Here is a 17,517-nt window from a genome sequence, read left to right on the forward strand (position 1 = left end):
AATATAACTAAAAGCCATTTATAATTTAAAGCTTACAGAAAACTACAATCTAACCAACAATGTTCACGATCTTCCCCGGAACAACGATTACCTTCTTAGGAGCTCTTCCATCTAATTGTTTCAGGGTGCGCTCATCTGCCATAACCGCTTTTTCAATTTCATCTTTCCCAAGTTCTAGAGGTAACTCCATAATAAACCTCATTTTTCCGTTGAAAGAAATAGGATAATCCTTGGTGCTTTCTACTACATATTTTTCCTCAAAAACAGGATATTCTGCTGTAGTAATAGAGGAATCGTGACCCAATTTACTCCAAAGCTCTTCCGCAATATGTGGAGCATAAGGTGCAATTAATATTGCCAAAGGTTCTAACACCTCGCGCTGATCGCATTTTTGAGCAGTTAACTCATTCACACAGATCATAAATGTGGATACTGAAGTATTAAAACTGAATTCTTCTATATCTTCAGTTACCTTTTTAATGGTTTTATGCAAAGTTTTCAAAGAATCGGCTGAAGCTTTTTCCTCTGAAACAGCAAACACCTCATCGTTATGGTATAACTTCCACATTTTCTTCAAGAAATTATGAACCCCAGTAATTCCGGCTGTATTCCAAGGTTTAGCTTGCTCTAATGGTCCCAAGAACATCTCGTACATACGCAAAGTATCTGCGCCATACTGAGAACAGATCTCGTCTGGACTTACCACATTGTATTTGGACTTAGACATTTTTTCCACTTCTCTGCCAACAATATACTTTTCGTTCTCTAGTATGAATTTAGCATCTGCAAACTCCGGTCTCCAATTTTTGAAAGCCTCTATATCTAATTCATCTGATGAATTTATCATAGCCACATCTGCATGAATAGGTTGTACAGATCTACCTTCTATTAATCCTTTAGAAATAAAGGTGTTCTCTCCTTCAATTCTATAAACCATTGCGCTCATTCCAAGGATCATCCCTTGGTTGATGAGTTTTTTGAAAGGTTCTTTTACCGTCACCATTCCGCGATCGTATAAGAATTTCGTCCAAAATCTGGAATATAATAAGTGACCGGTAGCATGTTCACTTCCACCAATATATAGATCTACATTTTCCCAGTATTTCTGAGCTACTTCTGAAGCAAATCTCTCCTCATTATCGGCATCCATATATCTAAAGAAATACCATGAACTCCCTGCCCAACCCGGCATTGTGTTTAATTCTAAAGGATAAATATTCTTAGAAGCATCTAACAATTCATTAGAAACAATCTCATTTTTATTTGAATCCCACGCCCAAGTTGTAGCGCGACCTAATGGCGGCTCCCCTTCTTCGGTTGGAAGATATTTTTCTACTTCTGGTAGCTTTAGTGGCAAATGTTCCTCTGCTATCATTTGTGGTAAACCATTAACATAATATACAGGAAATGGCTCTCCCCAATAACGCTGTCTGGAAAATACTGCATCACGTAATCTATAATTGATCTTTCCTTTTCCCGCATTAACTGCTTCCAGGGCATCTATTGCTTTTTGCGTTGCTTCCTTATAGCTTAATCCACTTAGGAAATCACTATTCGCGATCTTAGTTCCATCTTTCTCTGCGTATGCCTCATCAGAAATATCTATTCCCTCAAAAATATTAGGGATAGGCAAACTAAAATGTTTTGCGAAATCGTAATCCCGCTGATCTCCACAAGGAACCGACATTACTGCTCCTGTTCCATAACCTGCCAACACGTAATCCCCGATCCAAACAGGGATTTTCTCGCCACTTAAAGGATGAATTGCATAAGCGCCCGTAAATACTCCGGAAATGGTCTTTACATCTGCCATTCGCTCACGCTCACTTCGCTTAGCCGATTTTTCTATGTATGCTGAAACTGCTTCTTTTTGTTCTGAAGAAGTTATTTCCTGAACCAATTCATGCTCTGGTGCCAGCGTCATAAAGCTAACTCCAAAAATGGTGTCTGGACGCGTAGTGAAAACATCTATCCCCCTAACCCCCTGAGGGGAAACTTGGTAATTGGATAATTCATTCTCTATTTGTTTTAAAACAGAATCAATATTTCCTATTACTTCTTCATTTTTAAAACGAATAACTTTAAATCCAAGATCATTTAAAATCCTAGACCTTTCCATATCCTTCTCTTCTTGAGAAAGATGAATCCCACCATCTACTTCTACCACAAGTTTTTTTGATAAGCAAACGAAGTCGACTATGAAATCTGCGATTAAATGTTGTTGTCTAAATTTTGACCCTAATTTCTTAGTTTTTAATTGCTGCCAAAGTATTTTTTCCGCATCTGTCGGATTATCTCTCATTTTCTTCGCTTTTTCAAGCAACAAATGAGAGTTATTTCCACCAGTCATATAACCGGGTTTTGAGTTTCCTTTCCCTTCGGGGAAGGTTAGGATGGGGAACTTAACTAGCGCTCCTTTAGATCTTCCAATCCAATTGGTTTGCGAATCCTTAAGGGGCTGTGGCCAATCTAAAGCTTCAGAATCGTCTAATAAGCGTTGAGCATATGCAGAAATACGCATGCTCCATTGCGTCATCTTTTTTCGAACTACCGTAAATCCTCCACGTTCAGATACTCCATTTACAATTTCGTCATTTGCCAACACGGTACCTAATTCCGGGCACCAGTTAACTTCGGTTTCAGCTAAATAGGTAAGTCTGTATTTTAAAAGAATTTGTTGTTTTTCTTCAGAAGAAAAGGCGTTCCATTCATCTGCAGAAAAGAATTCTACCTCATCATCACAAACAGCATTAACATTAGTATTTCCTTCCGAAGAAAAAAGGAGTTCTAAGTCTGATATTGCTCGAGCTTTATCTTCAGTTTTATCATACCAAGAATCAAAAAGTTGAATAAAGATCCATTGTGTCCAACGGTAATAATCTGGTTCGCTGGTTCGTACTTCCCTGCTCCAATCGAATGAAAAACCAATTTGATCCAGTTGTTGGCGGTATCTTTTAATATTATCCTCGGTAGTGATAGCCGGGTGTTGCCCAGTTTGAATAGCATATTGCTCTGCAGGCAAACCAAAACTATCATATCCTTGTGGATGCAATACATTAAAACCTTTATGGCGTTTGAATCTTGCATAAATATCACTGGCGATATATCCTAGAGGGTGCCCAACGTGTAATCCTGCTCCAGACGGGTAAGGAAACATATCCAACACATAGAATTTTGGCAGATCACTTTTATTTTTCGCTTTAAAAGTTTGGTTCTCTGCCCAATATTTTTGCCACTTGGCTTCAATCTCATTAAAATGGTAACTCATCCTATATATTTTCTGATTACGCAGTAATATTTAACTGTAATGCGCGCAAATTTACAATTTTAAACTTCTTTATAAGTCCTATTTTATATAGATTCTGCCAGCATTCTTGCTTGCTTTTCCATTGGCAGCAAACATTCGTAGATAAATTGATTCACTGGAGTTGGAACGCCAAGTCGATTTCCTTCCTTCACGATATATCCATTAAAATTATCCAATTCTGATGGTTTTCCTTCCATAATATCGCGTTGTGTAGAGGCAGTTGTCTTTGAGTCTAGCTTATTTATTACCTCAAAAGCAGCTTTTATGTGTTCATCATTTAAAGCAATTCCTTTGGCATTGGCTACCATTTTAATTTCTTCGGCAGTCTTCCTCATAAGATCCATCAAATATTCGCTTTCTCTCATTTTCCCAAGATTAACCCGAGTAAGTCCGCCTAAAGCACTTATCGTTGTTATAAACAAGAATTTCTTCCAAACCTCAAGTGATATATCGTCTGGGATTACATTGGTGATGTTGGCCTCTGTAAACACCTTTTCTATTTTTTTAACTCTAGTAGATTTGGAATTATCCAATTCTCCAAAAGTGATCTTGGGCTCAAAACCTACATGAGTGATTTTTCCTGGAGCCGACATAAAACTCACAATATGACATAGCCCTCCTAGAATATTGGCTTCAGGTAAAACTTTCATCAAATTCTCAATATTACTAGCCCCATTTTGAAGTGGAAGCAGCATCATGTTTTCATTGATGATAGACTTCAACTCCGTGGCTGCATCAGGGATTTGCCATGATTTCACTCCTAAGATTATCAATTCGGGGGTTTCCACTTCCTTTAAATTATCTGTGGCTAAGCTAGGCGTTATTGTAAAATTCCCATTAATACTTTCTACCTCTAAACCATTCTTTTTAATTGCTTCAAGATGTTTTCCTCGGGCTATAATACTAACCGAGTTACCTGCTTGTGCTAATCTACCGCCAAAATATCCACCTATTCCACCTGCGCCATATATCAATATTCTCATAGTTGTAATTTTCGTCTAATTTAATCTAATAAGAATAATTTGGAAAGTTTGAACGTTTTAAAGAAAGTGAATGATTAACTTTCTTATTTTTACACCAAAATCTATAATTACTATATGAGTACATCTTTTGAAAGGTATCAAAAACGCCGATTGATCTCGTCTTATTTTTCTGTAGTTATAAGTATTTCGCTAGTGCTGTTTTTATTGGGTCTTTTAGGCCTTTTGGTACTAAACACTAAGAAAGTGGCCGATCATTTTAAGGAACAGATAGCGCTTACCGTTTATCTTAAAGATACAGCGAAAGATGTAGAGATAGAACAATTAAAAAAGAGCTTGGCGTTAGCTGAATATACCAAGTCTAGCGTGTTTGTTTCTAAGGAAGAAGCAGCAGAAGAGCATAGCAAGGAGATTGGAGAGAATTTTATGGAATTTTTGGGTTATAACCCTTTACAAAATTCTATAGACATTCACATGAAAGCAGATTATGTCTCTTCAGATCAAATAGATAAAATTGCTGAAGATTTAACTGCTAAAAATTATGTAGATGAAGTGGTTTATGATAAACCTTTGATCTCTCTTCTAAATGACAATGTTAAAAAAATAAGCTTCTGGATATTAGTTATTAGTGGCATCTTCACTTTTATAGCAGTTCTTCTAATTAACAGCTCCATTAGACTCGCTGTATATTCCAAGAGATTTATAATAAAAACTATGCAAATGGTGGGAGCTACAAAAAGCTTTATCCGTAGACCATTTATTTGGCAAAGTGTGAAATTAGGTATTATTGGAGCAGTATTGGCTTTAATTGGAATGGCTGGAGTACTTTATTATTTGAATAATAGCTTTCCTGAACTAGAGCTGCTGAGCGATAAAAAATTATTAACCGCCTTGTTTTTAGGGATATTTTTAATGGGAGCACTCATTACTTGGTTAAGCACCTTTTTCGCAACCTCAAGATTCCTGAATCTCAAAACAGATGAATTGTATTATTAAAATATATAATTGCCACGAATTCACGAATATTTTTTTTTGCTGATTACGAATACAATCAACTAAAAATTTCAAAATGGGAAACATTTTGTACAAAGAAGAAAGCTACCAGTTAGTAGGTGTTTTATTTGATGTTCATAATGAACTAGGAGGAGGGTTTTTAGAAGCCGTTTATTCAGATGCTATTCAGTATGAATTGAAATTGAAGAGTATTCCTTTTGAAAGAGAAAAACAATATAAGATACGTTATAAAGATATTATTCTCCCACATCACTAATTTGCAGATTTTGTTGTTTATGATAAAATAATTCTAGAAATAAAATCCACAACCAATTAAAACGATAGGCATACTGCCCAATGTTTAAACTATTTGAAGATCTCTGGAAATAAGTTGGCGATTTTAGCTAATTTTGAGGCAGATAAACTAATGCATCAACGAATTTTATTATAGAGAATATTCGTGAATTCGTGGCTAAGTTGAGTTAATTTTAAAAAGATATTGATGAACAAAAACAAAAAACCATATCATAAACAAGATCTGAACTTTGTTTTCGGAAAAAAGAATTACACCTTTATGTTTATAGGATTAGCAGTAATTGCCCTTGGTTTTATCTTAATGTCTGGAGGAGGTAGCACAGATCCGAATGTATTTAATCCAGATATTTATAATTTCCGAAGAATTAGATTAGCACCTGCTTTGGTACTGATTGGTTTTGGAATAGAAGTTTACGCCATCTTATTGAATCCCAACAAAAAATAATTTACTTTGAACGAATTTGACGCAGTAATCCTTGGGATCATTCAAGGACTTACCGAATTTTTACCTGTTTCTTCCAGCGGGCATTTAGAACTTGGAAAAGCCATTCTTGGCGATGACAGCATTCCTAGCGAATCTTTACTCTTCACCGTAGTATTGCATTTTGCAACAGCACTTAGTACCATTGTAGTTTTCAGGAAAGATATTTTAGAGATCTTTAAAGGTCTATTTCAATTTAAATGGAACGAGGAGACTCAGTTTTCATTAAAGATCATTCTCTCTATGATCCCAGCTGCATTAGTGGGAATTTTATTTGAAGATGAACTAGAAGTTTTATTTGGAGGGAGTTTACTGTTGGTTGGTTTTATGCTGATTATAACTGCCCTCTTATTGTGGTTAGCAGATAAAGCCAAAAACACTGAAAAACCTGTAAGCTATCGCAATGCTTTTGTAATAGGAATATCTCAAGCAATTGCAATTCTACCAGGGATTTCGAGATCTGGGGCAACGATCTCTACTTCGGTCTTACTGGGAAATGATAAAGCAAAAGCTGCAAGGTTTTCTTTTTTAATGGTTGTGCCATTGATATTAGGGAAGATCGCTAAGGACATCCTTAGTGGTGATCTTTCTGAAAGCACTACAGATTCCTCAATTTTAATAATTGGTTTTGTAGCCGCATTCTTAGCAGGACTTGTTGCATGTACTTGGATGATAAAATTAGTTAAGAACAGCAAATTATCTTATTTCGCAATTTATTGCTTGATCGTTGGTATAATTGCAATAGGATTTGGATATGCAAACTAAAATCATCACTCCGGAAGAATTCAAAGAAGGGCAAATACTATTGTTTGATAAACCTTTGGGATGGACTTCCTTTCAATTGGTAAACAAGGTGCGTTGGCTTATTCGCCAAAGCTGTAAAATAAAAAAAATAAAAGTTGGTCATGCAGGAACATTAGATCCTTTGGCTACTGGCTTATTAATCATTTGTACCGGAAAATTCACAAAACGAATAGAAGAATTACAAGGTCAGGAAAAGGAATATACCGGCACCTTTACTCTAGGAGGCACAACACCTTCCTATGATCTAGAAACAGAAATTGACGAAACTTTTCCCACCACTCATATTTCTGAAGAAAATATTAAAGAGGCTACTAAAAATTTCCTTGGGGAGATCTCACAAATCCCTCCAGTATTTTCAGCATTGAAGAAGGATGGAAAACGACTTTACGAATATGCTAGAAATGGGGAAGATGTAGAAATTCCATCCAGAAAAGTGACTGTTTCAGCTTTTGAGATAACGAATATTGAGATGCCAAAAGTTAATTTTAGAGTGACTTGCAGCAAAGGAACTTATATTAGAAGCCTTGCCCATGATTTTGGGAAAGCGCTAGAATCTGGAGCTCATCTTTCTGCGTTAAGAAGAACTAAAATTGGCACTTTTAATGTAGTAGATTCCTTGGATCTTGATTCTTTTGAAAAATTGCTACCTTGATCGCAGAATAATTAAAGTTTTTCGAAGTTTAAATTCTATGGATTTTTTTGACAGACATAAAGCCCTGATCATCACGCTGTTGTTTTTTGCCGTATTATTATTGAGTTTATATAATTTAAGTCTCTCCAATAATATTCAAAAAGAACGAGAGCTATTAGTAGATCTCGATAGTTTTAAAGTTGAAGAAGCCAAAGAGGAAGAAAAAGAGCCAGAAGAATTAGTGCCTACAAGAATTAAAGAGAATATTGCAACTCATCAAGCCTTCAATCAAAATCAAGAATCTAGAGATGCCAATTTTAATGAGCAACTAAACGAGATCTTTCAGAAGAACAGTGCTGCTCAATTAGAATCTTCAGATGAAAATGCTTCTAATACTGTTGGGAGTTACAATCTCGCTTCAGCAAAAAAGAAAGAACCGAAAAAACAATCTGACGGGAATACATCTTCAGAAAAAATTTCAACTCAGAAAGGTGGAATAGATAATAGTTCTATTTCATATTCCTTAAGAGGACGTACCGCCATAGAAATTCCAAATCCTATATATACATGTGATAGATCTGGAAAAGTGGTTATTAATATTACTGTTAACGAGGACGGAAGGGTTGTTTCTACAAGTGTTAATAAAGGTAGTTCTTCAACTAACAACGAATGTTTGACAGACCAGGCAGAGCAATACGCTAATCAGGCCTATTTTAGCTCGATGCCGGGACGTTCTTCCCAACCTGGTACAATTACTTATAATTTTAAGCCATAAGCCGTATGAGTGAGAAAAAACGTTGTGGCTGGTGCGAAGGAGATGCGCTTTATGAGTCTTATCATGATAATGAATGGGGCGTTCCCGTTTATGATGATGCTACTATCTTTGAGTTTTTAGTCTTAGAAACGTTTCAGGCAGGATTAAGTTGGATCACGATTCTTCGGAAAAGAGAGAATTTTAGAAAAGCTTTTGATGCCTTCGATTATAAAAAGATCGCAGAATATCCTGAAGAGAAAATTCAAGAACTTTTACAAGATGCCGGAATAATTCGAAATAAATTAAAAGTTAGGGCTACAGTGAATAATGCGCAGTTATTCATGAAAGTGCAAGAAGAGTTTGGAAGTTTTAGCAAATACATTTGGGGATTTGTAGATGGGAAGCCAATAACAAATGCTGTTGTCGACTATAAAAAAGCTCCTCCAACTACAGAAATTAGCGATGCTCTAAGTAAAGATCTTAAAAAACGCGGGTTCAAATTTGTGGGTTCTACGGTAATTTATGCGCATATGCAAGCCACAGGTATGATCAACGATCATGAAGTAGATTGTTTTAGGTATAAGGAAGTTTAAACAGTGAATATAACACTCATAATGAAATCCAAATTCATTCAAAACTTACTATTTGTACTTTTAACTGGAACGGCATTCTTCACTTTATTACCAACATTTTTTCCAAATATTTGGTGGATAGATCTAATGTCTCATTTTCGGGTTCAATATTTATTAGTGCTGTTCTTGTTTTTCATACTATTTATTGTCTTTTACCAAAAAAGGATTCTTTTAATAATCCTTGTACTTCTATTCGTATGGAATGCAAAAGAGGTACTTCCCTTATACATTTCTCCTGAGCCAGTTTCTGAAAATTTCGATAATAAAATTTCTATTCTCTCTATAAACTTACTGTCTTCCAATACCGATCTAGCAAGTGTATTAGAATTGATTAAAGAAAAAGATCCAGATGTTTTAGTATTTATGGAACTCACTCCAAAGTGGGATCAAGAATTAAAGAGTCTCTATCAATTTTTTCCTTATAATGCATCAGAAGTAAGAATAGATAACTTTGGGATTGCAATGCTTAGCAAAATCAAAATGGAATCTTCAGTGACTTATTTTGATAATAACATCAAACCCTCCATTATTGCTAACTTTATTTATTCTAATGAACCTCTTACCGTCGTAGCTACTCATCCACTGCCACCTATAAATTCTGAAACTTTTAATTTAAGAAATGAACAACTGAAGAATATAGCAGGTAGAAGAGCAAGCTTTTCAGATAATTTTATATTGATAGGGGATCTAAACACTTCCTCGTTTTCATCTCATTTCAAAGACTTATTATCTAAAAGTGAACTAAAAGATTCTAGAAATGGTTTTGGAGTAGGAACTACTTGGCCAGCGAACTTCTATCCTTTAAGAACGACTTTAGATCACTGTTTAGTTAGTAAAGGCTTGGATGTTCTCGCTCAGTCTCCACAACGAAATATAGGATCAGATCATCTTCCGATTTATCTTGAGATCGGGATTTAATTTTTCTGAAATTCTTATTTCAAATATTCCAAAAACTCTTTCCTAGGAATTTCATTAGCTCCCAAACTATTTAAATGTCCTGTATAGATCTGGCAATCTATTAACCTAACCCCTTCGGCCTTCAGTTTTCTAACATAACTTATAAACCCATATTTTGAAGCATTGCTCACTTTGGCAAACATACTTTCCCCACAAAATATTTTTTTCTCTTTCAAATAGATACCATAAAGTCCACCAACCAATTCCTTATTTTGCCACACCTCTACAGATTGCACAATTCCTAAATGATGCAATTTTAAATACGCATCCTTGATCTCCTCGGTGATCCAAGTTCCGTTTTGCCCCTCTCTTTTAATAGCTGCACAATTCTCTATAACCTTAAGAAAATCTTGATTGTAAGTGACTTGAAAAGTTTCCTTTTTAAATAGCTGGCTCATGCTTTTAGAAACCTTTAAATTCTCCGGAAATAAAACCATTCTAGGATCTGGACTCCACCAAAGAATAGGCTCCGATGCATTATACCAAGGAAAGATGCCGTGATTATATGCATCTAACAGTCGTTCTACAGAAAGGTCTCCTCCCATAGCTAAAAGCCCGTCTGGGTTTGCAAATTCCACAGAAGGAAATTTTTGATATGGAATTGAAGAACTCAATTTAATATGATTAGATATTGAAAATTAATTGAAATATATTAAATAGAAAAGCTGTTCGAAATATTCATTTTAGCTCCACATTTCTCTATTATTAATTATAAAGATCCCAAAAAAATTCGGGAAAGGGTAACCAAAACATAAACTTCAAACAGCTTTTAACTAACAGTACTATTTACCTAGAAAGGTAAATCGTCGTAATCTTCATCTTTAAGATCTTGAGCAGGCTCAAATTGATCTGCTGGAGGAGGAGTTTGCCCTGGAGCTGCATTACCAGCTTGCAAATTCTCTATTCTCCAACCTTGAATTGAATTGAAATATTTGGTTTCTCCTTGAGGATTCACCCATTCTCTTCCTCTTAAATTGATACCGATCTTAACTGGTTGCCCAACTTGGTAGTTATTTAAAAGATCTGTTTTATCTTGTACAAATTCCACCATAATATGTTGTGGATACTGCTCTTCAGTTGTTACAACAACTTCTCTTTTTCTAAATCCGTTACTTCCAAATGTTTGGGTTTCACCAATCATTTTTATTTTTCCTTCTACTTCCATTTTAATTTGATTTTGCTAATAATATTTTCCAAGCTTTTGCCGGATCTTCTTTTTCTAAATATTCTTGTGCTTGTAAATGTATCTTTTTAAGATCTCCAGATTTCACCAAGCTCGAGGCATCAATATCCTCAGTTAAAAATTCATTAATTTCTTCTTCGGAAGGTAAAACTTCTACATTCCCCAGTTTACCAAGATCATTCCCAGTTAAAACCTTACTATTTCTAATTTCCTGCGGAATAAGATCTACACCTATACCAAGAGTTGATAATGGCTTAGGCACCTCAAACATTCCTAATTTGGCGCGAGTATACCAATTTCCTCCCATTCTAGCAACCTGATCTATTTTATGCTGATCTATAAAACCTTCAGCATCTAAAATAGCTTCATCAAAATGCATTTTAACCACTTCACAGATCACTAAATTACCAGCTCCGCCTTCTTCCCCGAGCTCTCTAACTTCTAATATTTTACACTCAAATTGCGCAGGAGATTCGGCTACTCTAAATGGCTTCACTTTATCTGAAGGCAACATGGTAATACCAGCTTTTTCAAACTCATTAACCCCTTCAGGATATTCTGTGCTAGATAGAGACATTTGTTGTACTATCTTATAATCTACGACATTAATCACCACTTCCTTGGTAGCTTTTGCATTTAAGTAAGTATGCTTAACTGTATTATCTCTACCTCTTCTAGCGGGAGAAAAGATCAAGATAGGCGGGTTTGCACTAAACACATTAAAAAAGCTGAATGGAGACAAGTTTGGCCTTCCATTTTCGTCTATTGTACTTGCAAATGCAATAGGTCTGGGCCCTATTGCTCCTAGTAAATATTGATGTCTTTTCCCAGTACTAATTTCCTTTGGATCTATAGATAGCATTCAGCAATTTTTCACAAAGGTAACGAATAGCCTTAGCAATGAAAAACCGTATTTCAACAATAATATTAACAGAAAACGGTTATATTTAAATCCTTCTAATTAAGGCTTCATGAATTTTACAAACGAACGAAACTTTGCACGTTGGTTCATTATTTTTTCTTCCCTACTTATTGTAGCACTTATTTTATGGAACACGTCCATTTTTTTTGAACGCTTAAAACAAGATGAGAGAGATAAAATGGAATTATGGACCGCCGCACAAGCCTTTTTAGACAAGGCCAGCGGGGATACAGATATAGATCTTACTTTAAAAATTCTTAATACCAATACCACTATTCCTACTATTTGGATAAATGAAAAAGGGGAGATCGTAGACGGATTAAACATTCCAATAGAAACAAGAGGAAATAAAAAGAAGCTTGACGACTATTTTGAGGCATTAAAATCTGAAAATGAACCTATAGAAATGGTTTTAAGTAAAAATCAGGTTCACAAGATCTATTATGGAGATTCGCCACTACTTACAAAAATCAAGTACTATCCCGCCGGGATCTTGCTGATCATCTTTTTATTTATAGGGGTAGTATATTTCTTCTACACCACCACTAAATCTAGCGAGCAAAATAAATTATGGGCTGGGATGGCAAAAGAAACTGCGCATCAAATAGGCACCCCATTATCTTCTTTAATAGGATGGACAGAGATTCTAAAAGAAGAAAATGTTAATAAGTCTTATATATCTGAAATTGAAAAGGATATTGAAAGATTAAGAACCATTACAGATAGATTTTCTAAAATTGGATCTACCCCTATTCTCATCGAAACTGATATAATTATTGCAACCAAGGAGAGTTATAACTACCTTTTCACAAGAAGTTCCCGACTCATAAACTTTAAACTTACTACACCAAATACCCCTATTTATGTGAATCTAAATGAATCTCTTTTTAGTTGGACCATAGAGAATTTAGTACGTAATGCTATTGATGCTATGAAAGGAAAGGGGAATTTGGATATAGAAATAAAGCAAGATCTACATTGGGTTTATATTTATATAAAAGATAGCGGAAAGGGGATCCCGAAAAGCAAATATCAAACTATTTTTAACCCAGGATTCACTACTAAAAAGAGAGGATGGGGACTTGGATTATCGCTTTCTAAAAGAATTGTAGAAGAATATCATAATGGAAAGATCAAGGTGTATGAAAGTGAGCTTAATAAGGGCACAACCTTTCAAATAGCCCTGAGAAAGATTTAGTATTTCTTCATTATTTCCCTGAGATTATCTGGGATAGTATAGGTTTTATTTAAATTAAAATCGAAGCAAACCGCGATATCCCGACCCTCAGCACAAACTTCCATATCTTCATTCAAAATAATATGATCTAAACCAAAACTGCTATTCTTAATAAAGGCTAGCTTTGTTTTTACAATTGCATTTCCAGGGTAATATAAAGACTTTTTAAAATCGCAGTGGGTTGAAACCATCATTGGGCCTCTATGCGTAGCTTCATAAATTTTAGTAAGCCCGGTTGCCTCCCAGAATAGTGCTCTTCCCGTCTGCATAAATCTAATAAACGTGAGATTATTCACATGTTTATACATATCCAGATCACTCCAATCTATTCTTAAGTCTATACTAAGTTTATAATCTGAATAATTCATTATAAATTCTCCTTGATCTCTTCTGCCAATCTCGATAATTGGTCATGAGAGAAATTAAGTTTATTACCAAAATCCATATCCTTCATTTTATTTAATGGGATTAAATGAACGTGTACGTGAGACACTTCTAAGCCAATGACTGCCATTCCCACTCGTTTACATGGAACCGCCTCTTCTAGTGCCATTGCAATTTTTTTAGAGAATTTCATTAAACCTGCATAGGTTTCGTCATCTAATTCAAATAATTTATCTACTTCCTCTTTGGGAATACATAAAGTGTGTCCTTTTGCATTAGGATTAATATCTAAAAAAGCGAGGAATTTATCGGTCTCGGCAATTTTGTAAGAAGGAAGTTCTCCGCTGATGATTTTAGAAAAAACTGTAGACATAATTATTATATTATTTATTGAAATTAAAAAACCTTTTCATGGCGTTTATTACAAGCCACAGAAAAGGTTTATATGTTCTTTATTCATACTTAAAATCATTCTCTCCAGATCTCAAGTACCTCAAATTTCATTGTTCCATTAGGCACACTAATTTCTGTAGTATCTCCTACTTTTTTCCCTAATAAACCTTTTCCAATAGGTGATTCAACAGAGATCTTACCAGTTTTAATATCGGCTTCACTTTGAGCTACCAGCTTATAGGTCATTTCAGATCCATTGGTAGTATTCTTAATTTTAACCAACGAGTGAACTAAAGCTTTGGATGTATCTAACTGAGATTCGTCTATAACACGAGCATTAGAAACCACTTCTTCCATTTTAGAAATCCTCATCTCTAATAATCCTTGAGCTTCTTTTGCTGCATCATATTCTGCATTCTCACTTAAATCCCCTTTATCACGAGCTTCAGCAATGGCTTGAGAAGCCTTAGGACGCTCCACATCTCTTAACTGATTAAGTTCATCTTTCAGCTTTTTCAAGCCTTCAATTGTATAATAAGATACGTTACTCATAATTTTTTCGTTTATCAATAGTAGTTACAGGAATTAACCCCACACTTCTCATTACCTATAACTGTATTGTGATTTTATATATTCCAAACTCCAAAAGTAATAGGGTTTGGAGAACCTAACTTAGGCCTATTTATATGTGTTTAAATTTTAAAATCTTGCTAATAAATACAAAAAATCCCACATAAGACGGGATTTATATACACAAATATAATAAATTTAAATTTTGAAAACAATATAATTCTTAAGCCCAAAATTCCTCTAAAATGATCCAAAAAGTTTGTAGTCTATTCATGTTGCTTTTAGTGTTAAATTCTTGTAGCACTAATGCGGACGATAGAATAGATAATCCCAATTTAGTAAATGTGAGTTTTAGGTTAAATCTTGATCTTGACTTTCCAGAATACAATAATTTAAATTTTCCAGGAAACAGTTATTCTACTTACAATTCTGGGATCAACGGGGTAGTTGTATATAATATTAATAACAATCAATTCACCGCTTTTGAGTTAAGCGATCCAAACCATCCTTTAGGTGAATGTTCAACGCTAAGAGTACAAGGGGTAATTGCTAAATGCGATTGTGATGATGGGAACAGTTATAATATTCTAACGGGGGAGCTTACCAACGGCAGCGGCCAGTACACTATGAAACCCTATAGAGTAAGTAAAAATGGAAACACCTTAGAAGTATACAACTAGGGCCTGGTTTCAACAGAAATATAAAAAGTCTCCATTCTATACTAGAACGGAGACTTTTTGTTTGGATAGACCTAAGAATTAGATCTTACAGCTTCTATCCTTAATGATCTTTAAAATTTTAAAGTTGCCCCAGCCAAGAAATTAATGCCAGATTGAGGGTAGTAACCTGCTCCTTCTATGGTTGTGATCACTCCAGGAGTAGAAAAGTCATCATCGTAGGTATAAAAATATCCATTAGAAACATATTTCATATTAAAAATATTATTTACTAAAGCGCTTAAAACGATAGATTTAAAAACTGGAATATTTTCTACTTCATAAACTACATTTAGGTCGTTTACAAAGAAACTATCCAACTTAGAAGCTTCACTGTCTATATTACCCATATACTGCTCTCCTACAAATTTAGAGAGCAAACCTATTTGCAAATTCTCCTTAGGTGAAAAGACCAACATATTAGAGGCTACGATTTCTGGGGAATATGAAATATTAGTATTTCCAAGCTCAACTAATGAACCGTCTATGGAAGCAACGAAGTCTTTATTTTTATTTGTACTTATTGCAATGTTTGGCATCAATCTCCATTTATTAGATAGTTGCCAATCTGCATCTACTTCTAATCCTAATCTATAACTGTTCCCGCTAGTAGTTCTTAGCGGAGATCCCACATCATTTAAAGCTCCGGAAAGCACTAATTGATCTTTGTAATCCATAAAATAAACATTAGAGTTCACCTTAAAGTTCGGTTTACTATATCTCCAACCTAATTCGAAATCATTTAATTTTTCAGCAGTACTAATTCCTTCTTCAAAGTCATTCCTTGTTGGCTCTCTATTTGCCCTTCCGTAGTACCCATAAAATTGATTATTTAAATCTAGCTGATAAGTGATCCCTGCTTTAGGATTGAAGAATTCAAAGTTTTTATCTACATCTATCCCAACAAGATCTGAGGTGATCCCACCGGTAGTATAATCTATAAACCTCCCCTGAACATCAATAAAGAATTGCCATTTATTATCGAGCTTAAAAGTAGCTTTGGAGAATACGGTAAATTCATTTTTTGTTGCATCACTAAAATAATATTTATCTCTTATCTGCGAATCACTAGCATATCTAGCCCAGATAACCTCTCCAAAATGATCTCCTTTATAATGACTATAAAACGCTCCAGAAGTAACTTCCAATTTCGAGTTCTTATAAGTTGCATTCGCATTCACCACATAATAATCGTTATCTAGCCACCTGCGTCTAATAAGATCTGTAGAATTAATAGTTTCAGCACCAATTTCTATAGGTGAAAAATTATAATCTTCAAAATCTTCATCTTCTTTATACTGTTCAAAATATCCTCTTCCGTAGGTGTAATTTAAACCAAGATTTGTAGACCAGTTATTGTTGAAACGTTCGTTCCAATGAAACTGATAATGATCCTGCTTGTAATTATCTACTTCATTATCATAAAACTGGGTGTTACCATCAGGATCTGAATACATTCCTGCAGGATTAAAAGTTCTATCATTTTCTAAGGTTTCCTTGTCTATTCCTTCCCATGATTGGTAGGTTACCTCATGCCCACCAAAGGTGATGGCTTTTATTAATGTATTATCATCTACATAAGCTGCTTGTAAAAAGTAGGATTTTAAGTCGGATGAAGCGCGGTCTATATATCCATCGGAGGCTATTTTAGACAATCTTCCTGAGATCTCAATATGATCTTTAAGCAAACCGGTACTCAATTTCACATTATGTTTTCTAGTCCCGAATGAACCAACGGAATTAGAAATTTCCCCGTAAGCTTCTTCGGAAACAGCATCGGAAAGCAAATTTAAACTTGCTCCAAAAGCTCCAGAGCCATTTGTAGAAGTTCCAACTCCTCGTTGCAATTGAAGATTTTGAACAGAAGATGCAAAATCTGGCAAATTAACCCAGAAAGAACCTTGACTTTCAGAATCGTTAAATGGAATTCCGTTTAAAGTAACATTTACCCTTGAAGCATCACTCCCACGCACTCTAATATAGGTATATCCAACACCAGCACCAGCATCTGATGTGGTTACTACAGAGGGTAAATAATTTAAAAGGTAAGGGATGTCTTGTCCCAAATTACGTTTTTCAAGCTCTTCTTTGGAAAGATCGGAGTGAGTTACAGGAGAATCTGCATCCACCCTTATAGCTTGAACTAAGATTTCATCCAGTATTTCTACGGGTTTTCTTATGGTGTCAATTTTTTGTTGAGAATAACCTAATACGGTTATTAAAAGGGCAGTAGGTAATAGAAATAAATGTTTCATTCG

General features: G+C 35.0%; 18 protein-coding genes and 1 pseudogene. 10 read left to right on the plus strand and 9 right to left on the minus strand.

The annotated features are described in order from the left end of the window. Window positions 1–49 precede the first annotated feature (49 nt). Window positions 50–3,268: a leucine--tRNA ligase gene (gene leuS / locus BC962_RS00555; RefSeq protein ID WP_121343991.1), complete on the minus strand. Its 3,219-nt coding sequence runs from the start codon at window positions 3,266–3,268 to the stop codon at window positions 50–52. 83 nt (window positions 3,269–3,351) lie between these two features. Then, window positions 3,352–4,290 carry a ketopantoate reductase family protein gene (locus tag BC962_RS00560; protein ID WP_121343992.1) on the minus strand — a complete coding sequence of 313 codons (939 nt, stop codon included), beginning with the start codon at window positions 4,288–4,290 and terminating at the stop codon, window positions 3,352–3,354. A 114-nt stretch (window positions 4,291–4,404) separates the two neighbouring features. Here BC962_RS00560 and BC962_RS00565 point away from each other — a divergent pair, with 114 nt between their 5' ends. The 8 genes and pseudogenes from BC962_RS00565 to BC962_RS00600 all read left to right on the plus strand — a co-directional run bounded on the left by BC962_RS00565 (window position 4,405) and on the right by BC962_RS00600 (window position 9,815). Further along, a complete protein-coding gene (locus BC962_RS00565) occupies window positions 4,405–5,283 on the plus strand; it encodes a cell division protein FtsX (RefSeq protein ID WP_121343993.1) in 879 nt (292 codons plus the stop codon). Between the two features lie 73 nt (window positions 5,284–5,356). After that, a pseudogene (locus tag BC962_RS00570) lies at window positions 5,357–5,731 on the plus strand (GxxExxY protein). Between the two features lie 51 nt (window positions 5,732–5,782). Then, the gene (locus BC962_RS00575; RefSeq protein ID WP_121343994.1) at window positions 5,783–6,040 is read left to right on the plus strand and encodes a DUF3098 domain-containing protein; all 258 of its coding nucleotides are present in this window, start codon (window positions 5,783–5,785) and stop codon (window positions 6,038–6,040) included. Window positions 6,041–6,046: 6 nt separating this feature from the next. Continuing rightward, window positions 6,047–6,841 (plus strand): undecaprenyl-diphosphate phosphatase, encoded by a 795-nt coding sequence (locus tag BC962_RS00580; RefSeq protein WP_121343995.1) that lies wholly within the window; start codon window positions 6,047–6,049, stop codon window positions 6,839–6,841. Next, window positions 6,831–7,532: a tRNA pseudouridine(55) synthase TruB gene (gene truB, locus BC962_RS00585; RefSeq protein WP_121343996.1), complete on the plus strand. Its 702-nt coding sequence runs from the start codon at window positions 6,831–6,833 to the stop codon at window positions 7,530–7,532. Before BC962_RS00580 ends, truB begins: the two co-directional genes overlap by 11 nt. A 37-nt stretch (window positions 7,533–7,569) precedes the next feature. Further along, window positions 7,570–8,286, plus strand: a complete 717-nt coding sequence (locus BC962_RS00590) for an energy transducer TonB family protein (protein WP_121344902.1) — start codon at window positions 7,570–7,572, stop codon at window positions 8,284–8,286. A 5-nt stretch (window positions 8,287–8,291) separates the two neighbouring features. Beyond that, the gene (locus BC962_RS00595; RefSeq protein ID WP_121343997.1) at window positions 8,292–8,858 is read left to right on the plus strand and encodes a DNA-3-methyladenine glycosylase I; all 567 of its coding nucleotides are present in this window, start codon (window positions 8,292–8,294) and stop codon (window positions 8,856–8,858) included. A 21-nt stretch (window positions 8,859–8,879) separates the two neighbouring features. Continuing rightward, window positions 8,880–9,815, plus strand: a complete 936-nt coding sequence (locus tag BC962_RS00600) for an endonuclease/exonuclease/phosphatase family protein (protein ID WP_121343998.1) — start codon at window positions 8,880–8,882, stop codon at window positions 9,813–9,815. Between the two features lie 14 nt (window positions 9,816–9,829). On the opposite strand, the gene aat is transcribed toward BC962_RS00600, so the two are convergent. The 3 genes from aat to BC962_RS00615 form a co-directional block, all read right to left on the minus strand. Continuing rightward, the gene (gene aat, locus BC962_RS00605; RefSeq protein ID WP_121343999.1) at window positions 9,830–10,468 is read right to left on the minus strand and encodes a leucyl/phenylalanyl-tRNA--protein transferase; all 639 of its coding nucleotides are present in this window, start codon (window positions 10,466–10,468) and stop codon (window positions 9,830–9,832) included. Window positions 10,469–10,644: 176 nt separating this feature from the next. After that, window positions 10,645–11,019 (minus strand): DUF3127 domain-containing protein, encoded by a 375-nt coding sequence (locus tag BC962_RS00610; RefSeq protein WP_121344000.1) that lies wholly within the window; start codon window positions 11,017–11,019, stop codon window positions 10,645–10,647. Window position 11,020: 1 nt separating this feature from the next. Continuing rightward, window positions 11,021–11,899: a flavin reductase family protein gene (locus BC962_RS00615; protein ID WP_121344001.1), complete on the minus strand. Its 879-nt coding sequence runs from the start codon at window positions 11,897–11,899 to the stop codon at window positions 11,021–11,023. 109 nt (window positions 11,900–12,008) lie between these two features. Between BC962_RS00615 and BC962_RS00620 the strand changes: the two genes are divergently transcribed. Beyond that, a complete protein-coding gene (locus tag BC962_RS00620; RefSeq protein ID WP_121344002.1) occupies window positions 12,009–13,157 on the plus strand; it encodes a sensor histidine kinase in 1,149 nt (382 codons plus the stop codon). Here the strand turns inward: BC962_RS00620 and BC962_RS00625 are convergent. From BC962_RS00625 to greA, 3 genes are all read right to left on the minus strand, one after another. Beyond that, on the minus strand, window positions 13,154–13,564 hold the full coding sequence (locus tag BC962_RS00625; RefSeq protein ID WP_121344003.1) for an acyl-CoA thioesterase: 411 nt from the start codon (window positions 13,562–13,564) through the stop codon (window positions 13,154–13,156). The genes BC962_RS00620 and BC962_RS00625 overlap by 4 nt on opposite strands. Beyond that, window positions 13,564–13,953, minus strand: a complete 390-nt coding sequence (locus BC962_RS00630; protein WP_121344004.1) for an HIT family protein — start codon at window positions 13,951–13,953, stop codon at window positions 13,564–13,566. Before BC962_RS00630 ends, BC962_RS00625 begins: the two co-directional genes overlap by 1 nt. 95 nt (window positions 13,954–14,048) lie before the next feature. Then, entirely contained in the window at window positions 14,049–14,525 is a 477-nt protein-coding gene (greA, locus tag BC962_RS00635; RefSeq protein WP_121344005.1) for a transcription elongation factor GreA, read from the minus strand. Window positions 14,526–14,788: 263 nt separating this feature from the next. Between greA and BC962_RS00640 the strand changes: the two genes are divergently transcribed. Continuing rightward, window positions 14,789–15,223, plus strand: a complete 435-nt coding sequence (locus BC962_RS00640; protein WP_121344006.1) for a hypothetical protein — start codon at window positions 14,789–14,791, stop codon at window positions 15,221–15,223. 110 nt (window positions 15,224–15,333) lie between these two features. On the opposite strand, the gene BC962_RS00645 is transcribed toward BC962_RS00640, so the two are convergent. Further along, window positions 15,334–17,514: a TonB-dependent receptor gene (locus tag BC962_RS00645; protein ID WP_121344007.1), complete on the minus strand. Its 2,181-nt coding sequence runs from the start codon at window positions 17,512–17,514 to the stop codon at window positions 15,334–15,336. Window positions 17,515–17,517 lie beyond the last annotated feature (3 nt).

The sequence above is a fragment of the Gillisia mitskevichiae genome (assembly GCF_003634585.1).
GTDB classification, from domain to species: domain Bacteria; phylum Bacteroidota; class Bacteroidia; order Flavobacteriales; family Flavobacteriaceae; genus Gillisia; species Gillisia mitskevichiae.